This window comes from Lentilactobacillus laojiaonis, assembly GCF_020616595.1.
Lineage (GTDB): Bacteria > Bacillota > Bacilli > Lactobacillales > Lactobacillaceae > Lentilactobacillus > Lentilactobacillus laojiaonis.
The window spans coordinates 448,349-466,602 of record NZ_CP085278.1 but is presented as its reverse complement, the minus strand read 5'-3'; the positions used below and the strand labels follow the sequence as shown (position 1 = coordinate 466,602).

At 30.6% G+C, this 18,254-nt stretch carries 17 protein-coding genes; 4 read left to right on the top strand and 13 right to left on the bottom strand.

Translation table 11 applies throughout. The features are described 5' to 3' along the window. Positions 1 to 3: 3 nt before the first annotated feature. The 8 genes from coaE to LHL71_RS02415 all read right to left on the bottom strand — a co-directional run bounded on the left by coaE (position 4) and on the right by LHL71_RS02415 (position 9,430). Entirely contained in the window at positions 4 to 591 is a 588-nt protein-coding gene (coaE, locus tag LHL71_RS02450; protein WP_227361439.1) for a dephospho-CoA kinase, read from the bottom strand. Then, on the bottom strand, positions 584 to 1,426 hold the full coding sequence (gene mutM, locus LHL71_RS02445; RefSeq protein ID WP_227361438.1) for a DNA-formamidopyrimidine glycosylase: 843 nt from the start codon (positions 1,424 to 1,426) through the stop codon (positions 584 to 586). The genes coaE and mutM overlap by 8 nt, the downstream gene beginning before the upstream one ends. Before the next feature lie 19 nt (positions 1,427 to 1,445). Next, on the bottom strand, positions 1,446 to 4,094 hold the full coding sequence (gene polA, locus LHL71_RS02440) for a DNA polymerase I (protein ID WP_227361437.1): 2,649 nt from the start codon (positions 4,092 to 4,094) through the stop codon (positions 1,446 to 1,448). A 96-nt stretch (positions 4,095 to 4,190) separates the two neighbouring features. Further along, positions 4,191 to 4,898, bottom strand: a complete 708-nt coding sequence (locus tag LHL71_RS02435; protein WP_227361436.1) for a Bax inhibitor-1/YccA family protein — start codon at positions 4,896 to 4,898, stop codon at positions 4,191 to 4,193. 89 nt (positions 4,899 to 4,987) lie between these two features. Further along, complete coding sequence (gene murC / locus LHL71_RS02430) at positions 4,988 to 6,307, bottom strand: UDP-N-acetylmuramate--L-alanine ligase (protein WP_227361435.1); 1,320 nt, start codon at positions 6,305 to 6,307, stop codon at positions 4,988 to 4,990. Positions 6,308 to 6,334: 27 nt separating this feature from the next. Then, complete coding sequence (locus LHL71_RS02425; protein ID WP_227361434.1) at positions 6,335 to 8,416, bottom strand: DNA translocase FtsK; 2,082 nt, start codon at positions 8,414 to 8,416, stop codon at positions 6,335 to 6,337. Positions 8,417 to 8,433: 17 nt separating this feature from the next. Further along, on the bottom strand, positions 8,434 to 9,075 hold the full coding sequence (gene ytpR / locus LHL71_RS02420) for a YtpR family tRNA-binding protein (RefSeq protein WP_227361433.1): 642 nt from the start codon (positions 9,073 to 9,075) through the stop codon (positions 8,434 to 8,436). Between the two features lie 34 nt (positions 9,076 to 9,109). Beyond that, entirely contained in the window at positions 9,110 to 9,430 is a 321-nt protein-coding gene (locus tag LHL71_RS02415) for a thioredoxin family protein (protein ID WP_227361432.1), read from the bottom strand. 126 nt (positions 9,431 to 9,556) lie between these two features. Between LHL71_RS02415 and LHL71_RS02410 the strand changes: the two genes are divergently transcribed. Beyond that, on the top strand, positions 9,557 to 9,868 hold the full coding sequence (locus LHL71_RS02410) for a hypothetical protein (RefSeq protein WP_227361431.1): 312 nt from the start codon (positions 9,557 to 9,559) through the stop codon (positions 9,866 to 9,868). Here the strand turns inward: LHL71_RS02410 and trmB are convergent. The 3 genes from trmB to LHL71_RS02395 all read right to left on the bottom strand — a co-directional run bounded on the left by trmB (position 9,852) and on the right by LHL71_RS02395 (position 12,521). Further along, positions 9,852 to 10,499, bottom strand: coding sequence for a tRNA (guanosine(46)-N7)-methyltransferase TrmB (trmB, locus tag LHL71_RS02405; RefSeq protein ID WP_227361430.1), 648 nt, complete (start codon positions 10,497 to 10,499; stop codon positions 9,852 to 9,854). The genes LHL71_RS02410 and trmB overlap by 17 nt on opposite strands. A 63-nt stretch (positions 10,500 to 10,562) precedes the next feature. Beyond that, entirely contained in the window at positions 10,563 to 11,786 is a 1,224-nt protein-coding gene (locus tag LHL71_RS02400; RefSeq protein WP_227361429.1) for an ABC transporter permease, read from the bottom strand. 3 nt (positions 11,787 to 11,789) lie between these two features. Further along, positions 11,790 to 12,521 (bottom strand): ABC transporter ATP-binding protein, encoded by a 732-nt coding sequence (locus LHL71_RS02395; RefSeq protein ID WP_227361428.1) that lies wholly within the window; start codon positions 12,519 to 12,521, stop codon positions 11,790 to 11,792. A gap of 130 nt (positions 12,522 to 12,651) precedes the next feature. Here LHL71_RS02395 and LHL71_RS02390 point away from each other — a divergent pair, with 130 nt between their 5' ends. The 3 genes from LHL71_RS02390 to LHL71_RS02380 all read left to right on the top strand — a co-directional run bounded on the left by LHL71_RS02390 (position 12,652) and on the right by LHL71_RS02380 (position 14,441). Further along, positions 12,652 to 13,083 carry an HIT family protein gene (locus tag LHL71_RS02390; RefSeq protein ID WP_227361600.1) on the top strand — a complete coding sequence of 144 codons (432 nt, stop codon included), beginning with the start codon at positions 12,652 to 12,654 and terminating at the stop codon, positions 13,081 to 13,083. A gap of 1 nt (position 13,084) precedes the next feature. Then, complete coding sequence (locus LHL71_RS02385; protein ID WP_227361427.1) at positions 13,085 to 13,399, top strand: hypothetical protein; 315 nt, start codon at positions 13,085 to 13,087, stop codon at positions 13,397 to 13,399. A 136-nt stretch (positions 13,400 to 13,535) separates the two neighbouring features. Beyond that, positions 13,536 to 14,441, top strand: a complete 906-nt coding sequence (locus tag LHL71_RS02380; protein ID WP_227361426.1) for a peptidylprolyl isomerase PrsA — start codon at positions 13,536 to 13,538, stop codon at positions 14,439 to 14,441. 23 nt (positions 14,442 to 14,464) lie between these two features. Here LHL71_RS02380 and LHL71_RS02375 read toward each other — a convergent pair whose 3' ends face one another. Further along, positions 14,465 to 17,002: an AAA family ATPase gene (locus tag LHL71_RS02375; RefSeq protein WP_227361425.1), complete on the bottom strand. Its 2,538-nt coding sequence runs from the start codon at positions 17,000 to 17,002 to the stop codon at positions 14,465 to 14,467. Then, positions 16,992 to 18,221 carry a metallophosphoesterase family protein gene (locus LHL71_RS02370; protein WP_227361424.1) on the bottom strand — a complete coding sequence of 410 codons (1,230 nt, stop codon included), beginning with the start codon at positions 18,219 to 18,221 and terminating at the stop codon, positions 16,992 to 16,994. The genes LHL71_RS02375 and LHL71_RS02370 overlap by 11 nt, the downstream gene beginning before the upstream one ends. Positions 18,222 to 18,254: the final 33 nt, after the last annotated feature.

The window sequence follows — 18,254 nt, the reverse complement described above, 5'->3', positions numbered from 1 at the left end:
ACGTCACCTATTTTCTTCTAAAAATTGATCAATTTGTTGATAAGTTAGATCACTTGTATCGTTATTATTAATTAGAATATCAGCCAATGATTTTTTAATATCTAAAGACCATTGATTCTTTAACCGATGGTTGGCTTCAGTAAAGGTTAAACCATCCCGTTTCAATAATCGATCAAATTGGTTTTTACTATCACAATAAACTACCATTACTTTATCAACTAAATAACTATATCCGGCTTCATATAAAGTCGGAGCATCCAAAAATATAATTTCTTCATCCTGATGATCATTAATTAAATCAACTATTTGTTGGCGTAAACTTTTATTAACTATTTGGGTAAGTATTTTTAAGTATTTAGAATTTTTGAAGACTAAATTTGCCAATTTGCTTCGATTTAATTCTCCATTATCTAGTAAATATTCCTTACCAAAATGGCTTAAAATTTCATTATAAGTTTGGGTACCTTTTTTTTGTAAATCATGTGTTGCCTTATCAGCATCAATCACAAAATAGCCTTTTGATATTAGATATTGGCTAACTAGTGTTTTACCAGTAGCAATACCACCAGTTATTCCGATGACCTTAGCCATTTACTTCACCATGCACTTTTTGACAGTTAGGACAGAAGTGGGTGCCTCGTTGAGCAACTTTAATTTTTTTAATTAGTGTGCCACATCTTAAACATGGCTGTCCATCTCTACCATAAACGTTTAGATAGTTTTGAAATCCACCCGCTTCGCCAAAGGCATTAGTATAAGAATGAACGGTAGTTCCATGACCTTCAATGGCTTTTTGAATTTCTTCGATAATATTAATTCTCAATGTATTAATTTCATCATCAGATAATAGGTTGGCTGGTTGTTCTGGGTGAATTTTGCTTAACCATAAAACCTCATCAACATAAATATTTCCTAATCCCGAGATTTTACTTTGATCAAGTAAAAGTGGCTTAATTTGTTTCTTAGTCTTAGAGAATATCGATTTCATATAGTCAAATGTTAGATCTTCTTCAGTTGGTTCGGGACCAATGGTTTTTAAACCACCCACTGTAAATTCTTCACCTGTTTTAACTAAGGCCATTCGGCCAAATTTACGAGTATCATTGTAACGCAATTGTCGATTTTCATTTAGATGAAAAACAACATGCGTATGTTTATTTAACGTTTGTCCTTCAGGCTCAACATCGTACTTACCTTCCATTCTAAGGTGAGAAACAATGGTCATATCATCACTTAATCTAATTAATAAATATTTTCCTCGACGATCAATTCTTTCGATAGTCTGACCAATCAAATTAATATTAAATTCTTCTGGAGTCATATTAATCATCTTCGGATATAGAACTTCAACTTTTTTTATAATTGAACCAACCACCAATTCAGTTAGTCCTCGACGTACAGTTTCAACTTCAGGTAATTCAGGCATAATACTACCTCCTAATTAATTATTTTGCATCATACCAACTGTGTCCCCAATTACTTTCTACCTTTAAGGGAACTTCCAATTTAACAGCAGAGTCCATGACCTTAGGTATCAATTCCTTAATTTGCTCAAGCTCATATTCCGGAACTTCAAAAATTAATTCATCATGTACCTGTAATAACATTTTAGTGTCTAAGTCTTTGATAGCTTCTTGTACTTTAATCATTGCAATTTTAATAATATCAGCAGCGCTCCCTTGTATAGGGGTATTCATAGCCGTACGCTCTGCAAATGATCGTTTGCTAAAGTTACGATTATTAATATCAGGTAAATATCGACGACGATTAGCAATTGTTTCTACGTAACCATATTCTCTAGCTTGTTTTACAATGTTATCCATATATTCCTTAACACCTGGATATTCTGCAAAATATTTGTCAATAAAAGTTTTAGCTTGCTTACGACTTATTCCAGTATTTTGCGATAATCCGTAATCACTTATACCGTAAACAATTCCAAAATTAACTGCTTTAGCTTGGCGACGATAATCACCATTAACTACTTCATCTTTAGCTAGTCCAAAAATTCTTCTTGCTGTGGCTTCATGAATATCTTCTCCATTTTTAAAAGCCATTTGTAAATTTTCATCGCCAGTAATTGACGCTAAAACTCTTAATTCGATTTGCGAATAATCAGATGAAAAGATTACCCAGTTATTATCGCTAGGAACAAACGCCTTACGAATTTTACGACCATCTTCGGATCTAATTGGTATGTTTTGTAAATTAGGATCAACTGAAGATAAGCGGCCAGTTTGGGTTAGAGTCTGTAAATATCTAGTATGGATTTTATGATCATTAGGATTAATCACTTTAATTAATCCATCAATATAAGTTGATAATAATTTAGAAATTTGTCGGTATTCTAGAACATTTTGGACAATCTGAGCATCTGGAGCCAATTTTTCTAAAACATCAACTGCCGTTGAATAACCAGTTTTAGTTTTTTTAATAACCGGTAACTTAAGTTTATCAAACAAAATTACGCCTAATTGCTTAGGTGAGCCAATATTAAACTCTTCACCAGCTTCTTGATAAATAGTTTGTTCAATTTCACTTAGTCGCTCCTGTAATTTACTTCCCATTTCAGATAAAGTAGTTTCACTGACTGTAATCCCATTAATTTCCATTTTTGATAACACTAAAGCAACTGGTAATTCAATATCCCAATAAAGCTTTGCTTGGTCGTTATCATTTAATTTGGTAAACATTTTATCATGTAAATAGTCGATTGAATAAGTTTTATGAACTAAGTGTTCAAAAAATTCTTCACTATTTGGATCGATAATTTTTTTGGCACCTTTACCGTATACTTCATCATCAGTTCTAATATTTTCATAACCATGTAGTTTAGAAATGGTTCCCACATCATTACTATTATTATTAGTGTCGAGTAAATAAGAAACTAATAGCATATCAAAATCAACATTCTTTAATTCAATACCTAATCGATGTAAACAAACGTAATTTTTCTTAACATCAAATAGATTTTTCTTTACTGTGATATCTTCAAGCTTAGATTTAATAGGTGAAAGTTTCAATAAATCAACATCATTAGAAACAAACCACTTATCTTTAAAGCCAATCGAAAATCCTAACATTTCAGCTTGATGATAATTTTCATCATCTAATTCAATCTGAATAGTTAGTTCATCAAAGCTGTTAATTTCATTAATATTATCAGCTGTAAGTTGGGTATAGTTAATTTTATTAAATTCAAAATCGGATTTTGTTTCAGCAGTATTCATATTTTTTAAAAATGATTTAAAGCCTAATTCTTTATATAGTTTAATTAATTTTTCAGTTTTTGCATTATTAAAATCGATATCATCAAGGCCGATTCCTACTGGTGAATTCCTATTAATCGTTGCTAATTTTTTAGCATTGAACGCTTTATCACGGTCTTCAATTAAATGCTCTTTTAATTTTTTACCTGAAACTGACTCAATATTATCGTAAATAGATTCAATACTACCAAACTGTTGAATTAACTTAGTGGCTGTAACATTTCCTACTTTAGTGACTCCAGGATAATTGTCAGAAGTATCACCTTTTAGTCCTTTAAAATCAACAATTTGAGTAGGTAAAATTCCTAATTTTTCTTTAACAAATTCTGGAGTGAATGTATCTAGTTCAGTTACTCCTTTTTTAGTTACTTTAACAGTCGTTGTATCTGAAGATAGCTGAGTCAAATCACGATCTCCGGTAATTACCGTAGTTTGATAATCTCCGGCATCCTCAGCTAGCTTAACAAACGTTCCAATAATGTCATCAGCTTCATAGTTATCTAATTCATAGGATACAATTCCACGATCTTCTACTAATTCCTTAATATATGGAATTTGCTCTAATAATTCTTGAGGTGTCCTAAGTCGATCTCCTTTATAATCAGAAAAAATAGCCGTTCTAAAAGTTGTTTTACCTGCATCAAAAGCTACTAATACTTTTGTTGGTTCCTCTTCAGCTAGAACTTTGTCTAGCATACGATTAAATCCATAAATTGCACTTGTATGCAATCCGCTATCACTAGTAAATCCATTGGCATTATACAAAGCATAAAACGCTCTAAACGCGATACTATTTCCATCTATTAATAATAATTTTTTCGTCATCGTAGAAGACCTCACAATTAATTTTCTAAATCAATTTTAACATGTTTTCGGTTAAAAAATAAAAAGGTATCAGGAATATTCCTGATACCTTTTTATTTATCTACGATCACTATTTCCAAAAATTGATAATAATTGTAAAAATAGGTTTACAAAATCTAAATATAGTTGAAGTGCTCCATAGATGGCTAAACCAGTAGTAGAAACCTGATTACCATATTGATTATAAATATTTTTCATTTTTTGCGTATCATATGCAGTTAAGATAGTAAAAATAATAACCGCTATAATTGAAAAAACAAATGAAATTAAACTACTTTTTAGGAAAATATTAATTATTGAGGCAATAATTAAAGCAATTAAAGCTGCTGATGCTTGGGCACCAAACTTGTCTAAATTGCGATGGGTAAACAAACCAAAAAGTGTCATTGTGATAAAAATTGTAGCACTAGATAAAAATGCAGCAGCTATAGAAGTTCCACTATATGCTAAAAATATAGTTGAAAACATTGCACCAGTAAGAATTGCATAAACTACTAATATCACTAAGCTAAGAGTTGGTCGTTTCATCGCCTGAAATGAAATAACCATTGGTAAAATAAACCAAGCAATCAATAAAATCCACATAGTTGCTCGACTACTTCCTAAAATAGCCATTGTTTGACTAGCAAATACATTTCCTAATAGATAGGCAGTAGTTGCAGATAATAAAACAGCTAGTGACATCCAACTATACATCTTTGTCAAAAATGAGTTTAATTCATAAGAATTATTAACTACTTTTCGATCATTGGAATAATTATTCAATTTAATTTCCCCTTTTACAAATCAAAGTTAATGGAAGCTTAACAACAATTATATAAATTATCAACTAAATAAATATATTTTTAACTAAATTAATGATTTGCATTCAATTGTTCAATATAGGCATCTTCATATTTTTGAATATCCCCAGCACCCATAAATATGACAACAGCATCTTTAAAATCTAGTAATGAAGTTAAATTATCAACCGTTATGATTTCACTATTATTTCCAATCTTATTAACGATATCTTCACTTGATACGTTCCCAGATTTTTCACGTGGTGAACTATAGATATTAGTTAAGAATACTTTGTCAGCCAGACTCAAGCTGCTTACAAATCCGTCCATTAAAGCTAATGTTCTACTAAAAGTGTGTGGTTGAAATACTGCAACGATCTTTTTATCTGGATATTCTTGTCTAGCCGCATCCAACGTTGCTTTAATTTCTGATGGATGATGAGCATAATCATCAATAATGGTTATATCTTTGACTTTTTTCTCAGAAAAACGACGTTTAACACCCTTAAAGGTTAATAACTCTGATTTAATCTTTTCAATATCAACATGTTCAAAATAAGACACCGCAATGACTGCGAGCGCATTTAAAACACTATGTTCACCAAACAAAGGAATACTAAATTCTCCCAAGTCTTTTCCTTTATATACAACGTTAAATTTAGATCCATTGGTAGTTCTTTGAACATTGATAGCTCTAAAATCATCAGTTTCATTCAATCCATAATAGTAAATGGGAGCACTAGATGTTAATTTTCTTAAGTTCTTATCGTCACCCCAAGCAACAATACCTTTTTTTACTTGATTGGCAAAAGTTTGGAAGGCACTTACTACATCGGCTTCATCTTTATAGTAATCAGGATGATCAAAATCAATATTGGTCATAATTGCATAGTCTGGTGATGTGGCTACAAAATGACGGCGGTATTCATCAGCTTCATAAACAAAGAATTTAGCATCTGGGACACCTTTTCCAGTACCATCACCGATTAAATAATCAGTTGCTGAAACACCGCTTAAGACATGTGCTAACAAACCAGTAGTACTAGTTTTACCATGTGTTCCAGCAATTCCAATGCTAATTGTATTTTGAATTAGTTTTCCCAAAAATTCATGATATCTATAGACAGTTAGACCCATTTCACGAGCCTTTTTGATTTCGGGATGATCATCGTTAAATGAATTTCCGGCAATGACAATTTGGCCTTCTTTAATATTGCTCTCATTAAATGGCAAAATAGTAATTCCGGCATCTTCAAGTCCTTTTTGGGTAAAAGAATATTTTTCAATATCTGATCCTTGAACCTTGTCTCCACGATCATTTAGGATGAGTGCCATGGCACTCATACCAGTTCCTTTAATTCCAACAAAATGATAAATTTTATCACTATCCATAATTTACTACCTCACTATTATTTATTTTTAATCGTTAGTTTCGGATTTTTCTCTGTAATAAACCTCACGGGGTTTTGAACCATGTTGACTTGAAATATAGTTATGATTTTCTAAGTCATCAATTATGTTTGCTGCGCGATTATAACCAATTGAAAAATGTCGTTGTAATTTTGAGGTAGAGATACTATCTAATTCTGAAATAAAATCCAAAACCTCCGGCATCAATTCATCAGTGTTCTTGGTTTGAATAATATTTTGCTTCAATGAATCTGGAGTGAATTGGTAATGAGGTTTACCTTGCTGTTTTACAAAACTAACAACATTTTCTAATTCTTGATTAGTTACATAAGCACCTTGTAATCTTGTTGGTTGACTATCTCCATTACCAAGATACAACATATCTCCACGACCAAGCAATCTTTCAGCTCCCGAAGAATCCAAGATGGTTCTAGAATCAACCTGGCTTGAAACCATAAAGGCAATTCTAGTAGGAATATTATTTTTAATTGTACCGGTTACGATATCAACACTAGGTCTTTGAGTTGCAACAATTAAGTGAATTCCAGCTGCTCGTGCTTTTTGAGTTATCCTAACTATGTAGTCCTGAACTTCACTAGAAGCGACCATCATTAAATCGGCTAACTCATCAATAATCACTAAAATATATGGCATCTTTAGACCATACTCTTGTTTTTCTTCTGCTAATTTATTAAATTGCTCAATATTTCTAACTCCTGCTGCCGAAAGCTTTTCATAGCGCTGATCCATTTCTACGGTTAACCATTTTAAGGCAGCGGCAGCTTCATTAGGATCAGAAATTACTGGAGATAACAGATGAGGAATTTCATCATACGGTGCTAATTCTACTGCTTTAGGATCAATTAAAATTAATTTTAATTCTGCAGGAGTAGCTTTGTAAAGCAATGAAACTAGGAGACTGTTAATGAAGACACTCTTACCAGAACCAGTTGCTCCTGCAATTAATCCATGGGGCATCTTTCTGATATCAGTAACTCTTGGATTACCTGAAATATCTACTCCCACAGCTGTTGATAATGGTGAAGCATTATCTATAAAGTTCTTAGAATTCAAAATTTCAGATAAATTAACCGGGCGCGGATTAGGATTAGGAATTTCAATCCCTACCGTACTTTTACCAGGAATTGGTGCTTCGATTCTGATGTCTTTAGCAGCTAATGCTAATTTTAAATCATCGGTTAAGTTAGTGATTCGATTAACCTTTACTCCTAAAGCCAGTTTAATTTGAAATTGAGTAACCGTGGGACCATTAGTAAAATCAACCACTTCAGCATCAATATGGAAGGCTTCCAAAGTTTGATTTAAAACATCAATCTGATGTTCAATCCAATTATCTAAGGAATCGTCATCCTCTTGATTAGGTTCGCTCAATAAACTGATTGGCGGAAATTTATACTGAGCCTTTTTATTGAAAATTTCATCATTTCTAGGATTAACCAATTCTGGTTCCTTAAAATCAGAATCGTCAGTTTTAACCTCTTCCACCAATTTATTTTCACTAATGCTTGATTCAATTGAAGTATCTTCAATGGTTTCGATAACATCTTCAGCAGAATCTTTATGATCTTTTAAATAGGTGTCTTGATCGTCTAAATCTACCTTATTTTCTTCTGATTTATTAATGTGATTAGTAGCTTGTGGTATAAATACCTCGGTTGGCAAATCATTTTTAATATAATTTGCTTCTTCTAACTCACCTACTGGATCAACAATCTCATCTTCTTCAATTTTTGAAATATCATCATTATCATCTTCATAACTTATAAGGATTAAGTCATCCGTGTTTACTTTTAATTTTTTAATTAATTTAGCGTAAAAACTTGTTCGACTAACACTTTGGCGCACAAAAAAATTGTCACTATATTCTTTTGGTTTTTTAGGGTGCTCTTTAGGCTCAAATTTTTTTACACGATTAGCAAAAGAATTAGCTATTTTGCTAATTGGTTGAAGTGCAGCATTTTCTGATTTATGAGAATAATCTTTTTTAGCAGCCTCATTTTTATTATTATGTGATTTTGGCCTCTTCTTGCCATGTAGTCTAAAATACGCTGGCCCATCATAATTTTTCATATTGTCACCCTAAATTTTTAATTGAATAAATTTTGTGCTTTATCGAAATCAAATGATTGTCCAATTTCTTGAAAATCATTTGGTAATATCAATGCTCCTGGTACTTGAGGAGCGTTTTTAAGTTTTAATTCTCTACCCGAAACAATCATTCCATCACTTTTTACACCGCGTAATTTACCAGGCCAAATAATTAATCCATCCGGCATCATAGCACCAACCTTAGCAACAACTACCTTAATGTCAGCCTGCATATTTGGTGAACCACTAACGATTTGTAATTCTTGACCATCATCCACTTGGGTATGCGTAATTTTAAGATGATCTGAGTCAGGATGATCCTCAATGGATTTTACATAACCCACAACAAATTTGGGATCATTATCAGCAACAATATCTGCACTAAATCCATTTTTAGTTAATTGGTCATTTAACTTAGAAACTTCCTCTTCTGAGAGATTGACTTGTCCATTTTCACTAGTAATTTCAGGAATAATTTTACTAATATTAAAAATATTGTATCCGAGTGTTTGATTAGTGTCTTCATCAAAAATTCTAACAATGTCGCCTTTAGTTTCCACTGCTTGAGTTTCAACATCAGGATTCATTACTAAAATTAATGTATCTTTTGTACTTTTAGGGTTATAACTTGCAATTAGCATTGACTAAAAATCCTTCCAAAATTAATAATTAAAATTATAAGTTGTTTATAAAATCTTCAACTTGTGCTTTAGTTTTTCGATCTTTATTAACATATCTTCCAATTTCCTTACCATTTTCAAAAGCAATAAAGCTTGGTATTCCGAAGATATTAAATTCGATTGCTAAATCCATATTATCATCACGATCTACTTCGATAAATTTATAGTCCTTAAATTCTTCTTCGATTTCTGGCATGAATGGTTTAATAAAACGACAGTCTGGACACCATCCGGCAGTGAAAAATAACATGGTTTTACCGCTACTAATTTCCTGAGTAAGTTGTTCCATAGTTGTTTCTTTAGATAAAGTTTGCATAATAGTATCCCTCTCTTTATTTTATTATTCTTGTTTATATATATTATAACTCATATAGTTATTAAATCATTTTTATTGAAAAAGTTTTATAATATAAAATATATCTATCATTTAGGAGGTAATAACATGAAAAAACATAAGCTTATTTGGGGTATTGCTCTGGGCTTAGTAACTTCTCAAATTATTCACCAAAATAATAAACACAAACAAAAAATTTTATATAACCAAATCCTAAATAACGCCAAAAAGCAATTTAGTGATAATAACGTCTCAATAGTTGGTAGTTGGATTGAAGAATCTCCAATTGTTACCGACGATACCATGCTCTGCAAAGGTGGATTAATACTAAACGATCACGGTCAACAATCTACCATCGAATTCGTTAGTGACATGATGGATCAAAAAGTTGTTAAATATTCCGTTAAGAAGCCTCATTAAATCTAGCAATTAATTTATAAATAGGACCTTTTTTGCTAAATTTTTGTTCATACTCAGTTTCTACATTTTCTTCATTTTCAGGAGATTTATGCAAATCTAGCGAAACGTATTCAAATTTCATTCCATAATTATTTAAACTGGTTAATGAATATTCAAATAGTCCCCGATTATCAGTTTTAAATTCAATGTTTCCGTCATCTGATAAGACTTCTTTATAAGTATCCAAAAATCTTGGTGAAGTTAATCTACGTTTAGCATGACGTTTTTTAGGCCATGGATCTGAAAAGTTTAAAAATAGCTTAGCAACTTCTTTAGGATAAAAAATTTCGTTAATGTCACCACCATCGGTGATAACTAATTGAAGATTAGGTAGTGGATCGTTTAATAGTTTCTTTAATGCAACAGCAATTACTGAACGTTGAATTTCTACACCAATAAAATTAATATGTGGATTACGTTTAGCCATTTCAATAATAAATTGGCCTTTTCCCGTTCCTACTTCCACATATAATGGTTGTTGTTTTTCAAATCGTTCTTGCCATTTTCCTAAATATTTTTTAGGTTCATCGGTAACATATTTTTCGTTGTCACTAATAAATTGATCTGCCCAAGGTTTTTTTCTAATTCGCATAATTGCACTCCTATATTTATAAATATTAAAGGATGAATCATTTGATTCATCCTTTTACTTTAATTATCTATTAAATTCGCTTTTTTTAATTCTTCGAGGTAAGTATATTTTTAAGAAGATAAATAACTCAATTGCTTCACCAAATACCACTCCCAGAATTGTATTAACATTTTTATAGTTTGCTATTCCAACTATGATTCCAAATATTATAGCAGTAGTTACCAACATCCAACCGATAACTGTTTGAAAGCTTTTAATTTGATTTTTTTGATTAATTGGATAGATATGAACAAAGACATTATCATAAAAATGAAAATAAAAAGGAATTAATTGAAAACCGATTAAATAGATGAAAAGTAAACATAAGATTATCGGTAAAATCTTACCGGTTACTAATAACAATAAGATTCCGCCAATAATAGTTAGTCTACGATATAAACCACTCATCTCATTATCACGGATAATTCCATGAGAGTAAAGATACAAATACGTATTTTGTGGAATAAGTTTAATTTTCTTCAAAATTAAATCTAAAAATTTTCTTCTTTTAATGGATCCAGAGATCATTGGTACATCTGTAAATAAATTGAAGAACTGATAAATCCCATGCATCCGAGCTTCTTCGGTATCAATTATCTTTCTCCAATTCAATGGATTATACTTAGCTGTATTTTTCTTAAAAGCCAATAATACACACACTACTATCGACACCGCTAAGCCAATATATACATTTAAATAAATTGAAATTCCCAATACTATAACGGGGATTATCCACCTAATCATTACTTTACTTAGATACCATTTATCTTGTACTTGAAAGCTACTAATATAATCATAATCTAACCAACTAATTTTCAAGGTAACCATTAAGATTAAAAAACTAATAATTTCAAGCGAGTTAAAACCTAAAGAAAGTTCAATAATTGGTAACAAAATAACCGTAATGATTAATTGAATCCCCGAGGCCATAATAGCACTGTATTGAAAGGCTCTAGATAAATAGGAATGCATCTGTCCTTCTCTAGGAATTAAAAAAACATAGTCCGGTCGTTTAACTAGTGTAGCCAATCTACCCAGCTGAATGCCAAATACTAAAACAATTAGTATCAACAACGGCTGCCAAGTATGGTTAGGCTGAAGAGTTTTCAACGCATTAGAATAATAATATCCAGCTCCCCCAATAAAAAAGATTAGAGCTAACATAAAATAATCATTAAACACGTATCTTAAATACCTAAACAGTTCCCTAGCGTGATTTCCCAAACGTTGTTTAAAAAAAGTACTCATAATTTATTCGCCACCTTTTGCAAGGGATAAATAAATATCGTTTAAAGACTCACCAGCATCTGGAAAGGCATTACGTAATTCATCGATATTTCCTTCCATTCGGACATGGCCGTCATGCAATAAAACAAAACGATCACAGAATTTTTCAGCTGTGTCTAAAACGTGGGTTGACATTAAAATGCTTTTACCTTCACGCTTCTTTTTATCAATTAAGTTAAGTAAGTCGTCAACGGCTAGTGGATCGAGTCCCAAAAATGGTTCATCAATCACATATAGATCAGCGTCAGTAATAAATGCACAGACGATCATAACTTTTTGACGCATTCCTTTAGAAAAATTATCTGGAAACCAATCTAGCTTATTTTCTAATCTAAACATTTTTAATAATTCATTAGCCTTATTCCAAGCTAAATCAACATCTAGGTTATAAGCCATAATTGTCATTTCAATATGTTCTTTTAAAGTTAATTCTTTATAAACAATTGGAGATTCAGGAATGTATGCAATTTGTTTTTTATAACCGTCAACATCCTCATTGATGGTTAGGTCATTAATCTTAATTGAACCTGAAAAAGGTTTTAAGAGACCGATTATGTGATTAATGGTTGTTGACTTACCAGCACCATTTAGACCAATTAAGCCAACTAGTTCGCCATCCTTAATATCAAAATTCACATTTTTTAAAACTGGAACTTGAGAATATCCTCCTACTAAATCTGTTACTTTTAAAGTCATTTTTTTCACATCACATTCGTTATAAATTTACTTTGCAATTATAACACAACTCTAAAGTTAGCTAAAATTAGCTCGTTTTAATGTTATAATTAACATATTATTTTTATGTCTAATCAAGAAAGAAGGAAAAATTTTGGATAACTGCATTTTTTGTAAAATTATTAATGATGAAGTCCCTAGCTACAAAGTTTATGAAGATGATTTAGTACTAGCCTTTTTAGATTTATCTCAGACTACACCGGGACATACTTTGGTAGTTCCCAAAAAACACGTTTCAAACATTTATGAGTATGATGAAAAACTAGCCAGTGAAGTTTTTGCTAGAATTCCTAAAATTGCTCGTGCAATTCAAGCATCTAATCCTAACATCAAAGGAATGCACATTTTAAGTAATAACGGCGAAGTAGCTTACCAATCTGTTTTCCATTCTCACTTCCACTTAATTCCACGCTATACTGATAACGATTCATTTAAAATTACTTTTAAAGATAATTCAGGAAAATACTTACCAACCGATTTAAGTGAAATCCAAAAATCAATTCAAGAAAGTTTTGGTGAATAAAATGAAATCATTCTTGAAACTAGTTGGCCTATCATCAGCAGGCCTAGCTGTATATCTATATTCCAAAAAAGAAACTCCACAAGAGTTTTTCAATAATTTAAAAAATGAATTCTTAGTAAAAAAAGAGCAAGTTTACTCAGTAAAAGATGCAAAAGAAAATTTTACTAATTCCCTCGCTAATTTTAAGCAACAATTACCAGCTATCAATAAAGTTAGCAATGAATTGAAGCGAGATATTGACGAATTCACTTTTATGATTGAACCTAGAATCGAAGAGATCAATAAATATATTGAAGATTTGAATAAAAAAATTTAATTAGTTTATGAATTTTTACTTAAGAAATCAAATATTTACTTAAGTTATTAATTCAATTCTGAAAATGATATGGTTTATGTTATTATTTACTCATGACAAACTGTGTCTAAAATTTAAGAATAGGATGTGTTATTTTATGAAAAAATGGCTAGTTGGTTTAGCCGGCGTATTCATGAGTTTAACTTTAGTGGCCTGTGGTAGTAAAACTGTTGCTACAACTAACGGCGGTAAAGTTACTCAAAGCGAATACTATAGCAGCATGAAAAAGACCTCAAATGGTAAACAAGTTTTACAACAAATGATTTTAAATAAAGTATTAGAAAAGCAATTCGGTGATAAAGTAAAATCATCTGACGTTAACAACGAATTGAATACTTACAAGAAACAATATGGTTCATCATTTAAAACTGTTCTTCAACAAAATGGAATGACTGAATCAAGTCTTAAAAAAGACATTCGTTCTAACTTATTATTAAAACAAGCTGTTAAAGCAAATACTAAGTTCTCAGATGCTGATTTAAAGAAACAATTTAAATCATACCAACCTAAAGTTACTGTTAACCAAATTTTAGTAGCTAAGGAATCAACTGCTCAAACTGTTATTGATAAATTAAATGATGGTGACAGTTTCTCAAGTCTTGCTAAAAAATACTCAACTGATACTGCAACCAAAAACAAAGGTGGCCGTATTGATGCCTTTGACAATACTAACACTACTTTAGATTCTAACTTTAGAAAAGCCGCTTTTGAATTAAAGAATGGCGAATATACTAAGAAACCAGTTAAAACTCAATATGGTTATGAAGTAATTCAAATGGTAAACCATCCTGACAAAGGTAAATGGGAAGACCACAAAGATGAATTAAAAGACCAAATTGTTGATTCTAAAATGAGCGATAGCACTTACTTAAAATCTGTTGTAACTAAAGTTCTTAAAAAAGGTGACGTTACTATCGAAGATAACGACCTTAAGAATGTTCTTTCAGATTACTTATCATCAAGCTCATCAGACACAACTGCAACTACTTCAAATAACCAATAAACTTATAAAAAATCCGTTACTGATTAATCAGTAACGGATTTTTTGTTTTGATTACTTAAATCAATAATTGATTTAATATCAGATCCTAAAATTTTATTATTAGCAGTCACATATATAATTTGATTAGTTTTTGAAATATCATTAATCAACTCTAAAGCGGATGATTTTCTTTGGATATCAAAATTAACCAAGCCATCATCGATAATAATCGGAAATTGATATATTTTACTAAATTCTACAGCTAGCGCCAAAATTAAAGCTAGATATAATTGTTCTAAAGTTCCTCTTGATAGTTCATTAATTAGAAATTGTTCGTCGTTGTTATTATAAACCCTAATTTTATCTTCAAATTTAACGTATTGATATTTTTGATTGGTTAAAATTCTAAAATAGCGTTCCGCTAATTTTGATATTTTAGGAAAGCGATTCTGACTAGCTAAATCTAAAAAGCAATTAATTAATTTAACATTTAGTTGTAATGCTAATAATTGTTTAATATTTTGCATAATTTCAGTTTTTAAATTTTCAAGAGTTTGTCTAAGTTCAAGACTTTTTCCGCTATTAGTTAATTCAGTGATTTTTAAGCTCGCTTCTGCCTGTTGCTGATTTAAATCACTAAGTAACTTCTGCAATTCAGATAATCGGCTTTGGGTTACATCAATTTTATAATTCCAATCAGTTGCCTGAATAGCATCGACATCTTGTCCTTTAAGCTGCTGCTTTAAGATATTTTTTTCATTTAATCTTGATTCTATAGCTTGCTGGTTAACATATTCTTTTAAAAATTCATCAACCGAAAATTGTTTTCTATCGTTTAAAAACTCTTTAATTTGTTGATTTATTGTTTGAATTGCGCTTTTTTTAGTATTAATCTTTAGCTTTAATTCACTAATTTCAACTTCATTACGCTGATTACGATCATTTCTGAGGATTAGTTGATTTACAATGTCGGTTAACTGATTCATATTATTTACACTAACCTTCAAATATGAGCTAAAGAATGACCACTTAGCAGTATAATTTTTCAATTGATCGCGTAACTTTGATACTTGCTGTTGATTTCTAAGCAACTTTTCATTCAAATCATCTAATTGTTTTAGCTTTTCTTGTACTAGTAACCACTCGTTTTGAGGATAATTTGTTAAATTCCCATGTTGAGCTATCAATTTTAATCTAGCATTATTTTTTTTGAATTGTCTAACTCGTTGCTTGTTCGGATTCTTAACCATGACTATGCCAATTAAAGCTAAGTATAAAATTATTAATGTTGCAGAGGTGATTACTAAATTCATTATATAAGGTTTAAAGAAAATAGCTAAACCAAGTGGAATTAACGCCACAATCGGTAAGAATACATAGTTTTCAACAGATAAATATTTTGAAAAATTGTTATTTAAATTTTCTGCCGAATCAGTCTGCGAAATAATTTCTTTAAAACTTGCAATATCGGTTTCAGTTAATTTAACTGGAACTTGCTTATGATTTTCTTTTATAAAAGAATTTTTAAGCTGGCTAATTTTATTCTTAGATTCCGCTATTTCATTATTGAGTTTCTCAAGTTTAGCACGATTAGCTAGCTGAGCATCTAAATCACTCATCAATTCTCTAATTTGATTTTGATTTGCTCGATAAAATTCGATATCAGGGTTTTTATCAAATTCTTTTAATTTAGTAATTTGGTCAGTTAATCCCGTTAGCTCATGCTCATTTAAATTCCTATTCTGTACTAAAGCATCTAAGGATTGTTTATCCTCGATAGAAAATCCTGTTTGGATATTATCATCATTTAAGGACTTTAATTCATTAAATCGTTGAACTACGGGTAATAAGTGTTGATAATTCTTATACTCTACTAATAATTTATTTTGATTATTAATCTGATCATTTAAATCACTAACTTTAACTTTATTTTCATCATAATTAGTTTTGATTTGTTGGTACTCTGAATAGTTATTATTAAATTTATCAAGTTCCAATTTTTGCGTTTGATAACGATTTAATTGTTTATTAATAATTCTAGTAGTACCTTTAGGAGCATATAGATTTTCAATTTCCTTATTAAATTTTTTACTCAATTCAATCCATTGACTAGAAGAGGTCAAGCCAATTTGATGAATTTTATTTTGTAATTCCTCACTAGATAACTTATATAGTGTATTTAATTCATATTCACCAAAATAAAAAATTCGATCATAAATTTTTCGATCAATCGGGTCGATCATCTTTAAAAAATCAGCTTTAGTTAAACTTTCTCCTGTAGTTTCATCAAAAAACTGAATTTTCCCTCCCCTAGTTCCTTTGGTCCGAATTAGTTTATAAAGTTTCCCTGACTCTTCAAAAACAATTTCTCCACCATAAGGACTACCATTTTTAGGAATATATTGTCCATGAGTAGCTTGAACCTTAGTTTGGAAACCAAAAATCATTGATTTTATAAAATCCAAAATCGTACTTTTACCTGCTTCATTGGGGCCATAAATTACTTGCATTGATGAATTAAACTCAAATTTTTGATCGCTCCATTTACCATACCCGTAAATATTAATGGATTTAATTATCAATTGTTCCATTCTCCTGTTCTAACAAATTTTCTTGCATCTTTAAATCAGCTATTTGCTTAATATCTTCCAAATTTTCAGATTTGCTTAGTTCTTCCTTAATAAATGGATATTGATTAAAAGTAAATCCCAATTCTAGGATACTTTCATCGGTGATAATTTGTTGCTGGGCCTCACTATAAAATTCTTGGTCAATCTTATTAAGCGTAAGCTGATCAGAAGGTATAAATTTAATATCAATTATCCAAGCATGTAATCTATTCCAATCATTTTGCATGGCTAAATGTAAACGACTAATTAATTCATCATTTTCTATCATTTTAGCCAATTCAGGATTAAATTTTTCAGTTACATTTAATCTTATTAAGGTTAATTTATTTAACTCCAGTTGTTCGATTTGAACTAAAATATCATCAATATAACGATTTAGATTTTTAAATTTATGATTAATTTCCAAAGTACTCCAATTAACAGTACTTGCTTCAATAAATTTAGGAACTAGCTGATTACTTTGATTTGACTCAACTAACAAAAAGCCTTTTTCGCCAGATTCATTGATATGTCTACCTTGAAGATTACCTGAGTAGTTAATCGTATGGTTAGAATTTAATGATTGGCGTTTATGAATATGCCCTAGTGCCCAGTAATCATAATTTTTACTAGTCAGCTCAGTAATTGAAAATGGAGCATATTTTTCTTCATTCGTATTAATTCCTTCCAAACTACCATGTAATAAACCAATATACCAATCGGCATTCCCTTGTTTTGAAGGATAGTCCATGATAATTCGTTCGTGAGTCCATCTATTTAAAAAACTAAATCCAACCAATTTAACTTTAGTACCATCATTCAAATTTAGTGAGAGCTCTTGGACATCATTATTAAATAAATGAACATTATTAGGATAATGGTTTTCTAAATCAGTTTTCCCGTAATCATGATTTCCTAAAATCATATATACCGGGATATTTTGTTGATTTAATTTTAACAATTGTTCATACAAGAAAATCCTAACCTGAGTATCTTGATTGATACTATCCAACGTATCACCTGCGAATAAAATAAAATCAACTTTTTCATGAATAGCTGTATTAATTAACTTTTCAAACGCCTTTTGCGTTGATGATTTAATTAATTGCCAAATTTCATTGGGTAATTCATTACTTTTTAAGCCTAAGAACGGACTTCCTAAATGGATGTCTGCTGCATGAATAAACTTCATTTTTAATCTCTTTTCGTTAACATAGTGGGTATT

Bases quoted from the DNA above. Each gene is read 5' to 3' on its own strand.
- coaE (WP_227361439.1), bottom strand. From the start codon at position 591: ATGGCTAAGGTCATCGGAATAACTGGTGGTATTGCTACTGGTAAAACA.
- mutM (WP_227361438.1), bottom strand. From the start codon at position 1,426: ATGCCTGAATTACCTGAAGTTGAAACTGTACGTCGAGGACTAACTGAA.
- polA (WP_227361437.1), bottom strand. From the start codon at position 4,094: ATGACGAAAAAATTATTATTAATAGATGGAAATAGTATCGCGTTTAGA.
- murC (WP_227361435.1), bottom strand. From the start codon at position 6,307: ATGGATAGTGATAAAATTTATCATTTTGTTGGAATTAAAGGAACTGGT.
- LHL71_RS02425 (WP_227361434.1), bottom strand. From the start codon at position 8,416: ATGAAAAATTATGATGGGCCAGCGTATTTTAGACTACATGGCAAGAAG.
- ytpR (WP_227361433.1), bottom strand. From the start codon at position 9,075: ATGCTAATTGCAAGTTATAACCCTAAAAGTACAAAAGATACATTAATT.
- LHL71_RS02415 (WP_227361432.1), bottom strand. From the start codon at position 9,430: ATGCAAACTTTATCTAAAGAAACAACTATGGAACAACTTACTCAGGAA.
- LHL71_RS02410 (WP_227361431.1), top strand. From the start codon at position 9,557: ATGAAAAAACATAAGCTTATTTGGGGTATTGCTCTGGGCTTAGTAACT.
- trmB (WP_227361430.1), bottom strand. From the start codon at position 10,499: ATGCGAATTAGAAAAAAACCTTGGGCAGATCAATTTATTAGTGACAAC.
- LHL71_RS02400 (WP_227361429.1), bottom strand. From the start codon at position 11,786: ATGAGTACTTTTTTTAAACAACGTTTGGGAAATCACGCTAGGGAACTG.
- LHL71_RS02395 (WP_227361428.1), bottom strand. From the start codon at position 12,521: ATGACTTTAAAAGTAACAGATTTAGTAGGAGGATATTCTCAAGTTCCA.
- LHL71_RS02385 (WP_227361427.1), top strand. From the start codon at position 13,085: ATGAAATCATTCTTGAAACTAGTTGGCCTATCATCAGCAGGCCTAGCT.
- LHL71_RS02380 (WP_227361426.1), top strand. From the start codon at position 13,536: ATGAAAAAATGGCTAGTTGGTTTAGCCGGCGTATTCATGAGTTTAACT.
- LHL71_RS02370 (WP_227361424.1), bottom strand. From the start codon at position 18,221: ATGAAGTTTATTCATGCAGCAGACATCCATTTAGGAAGTCCGTTCTTA.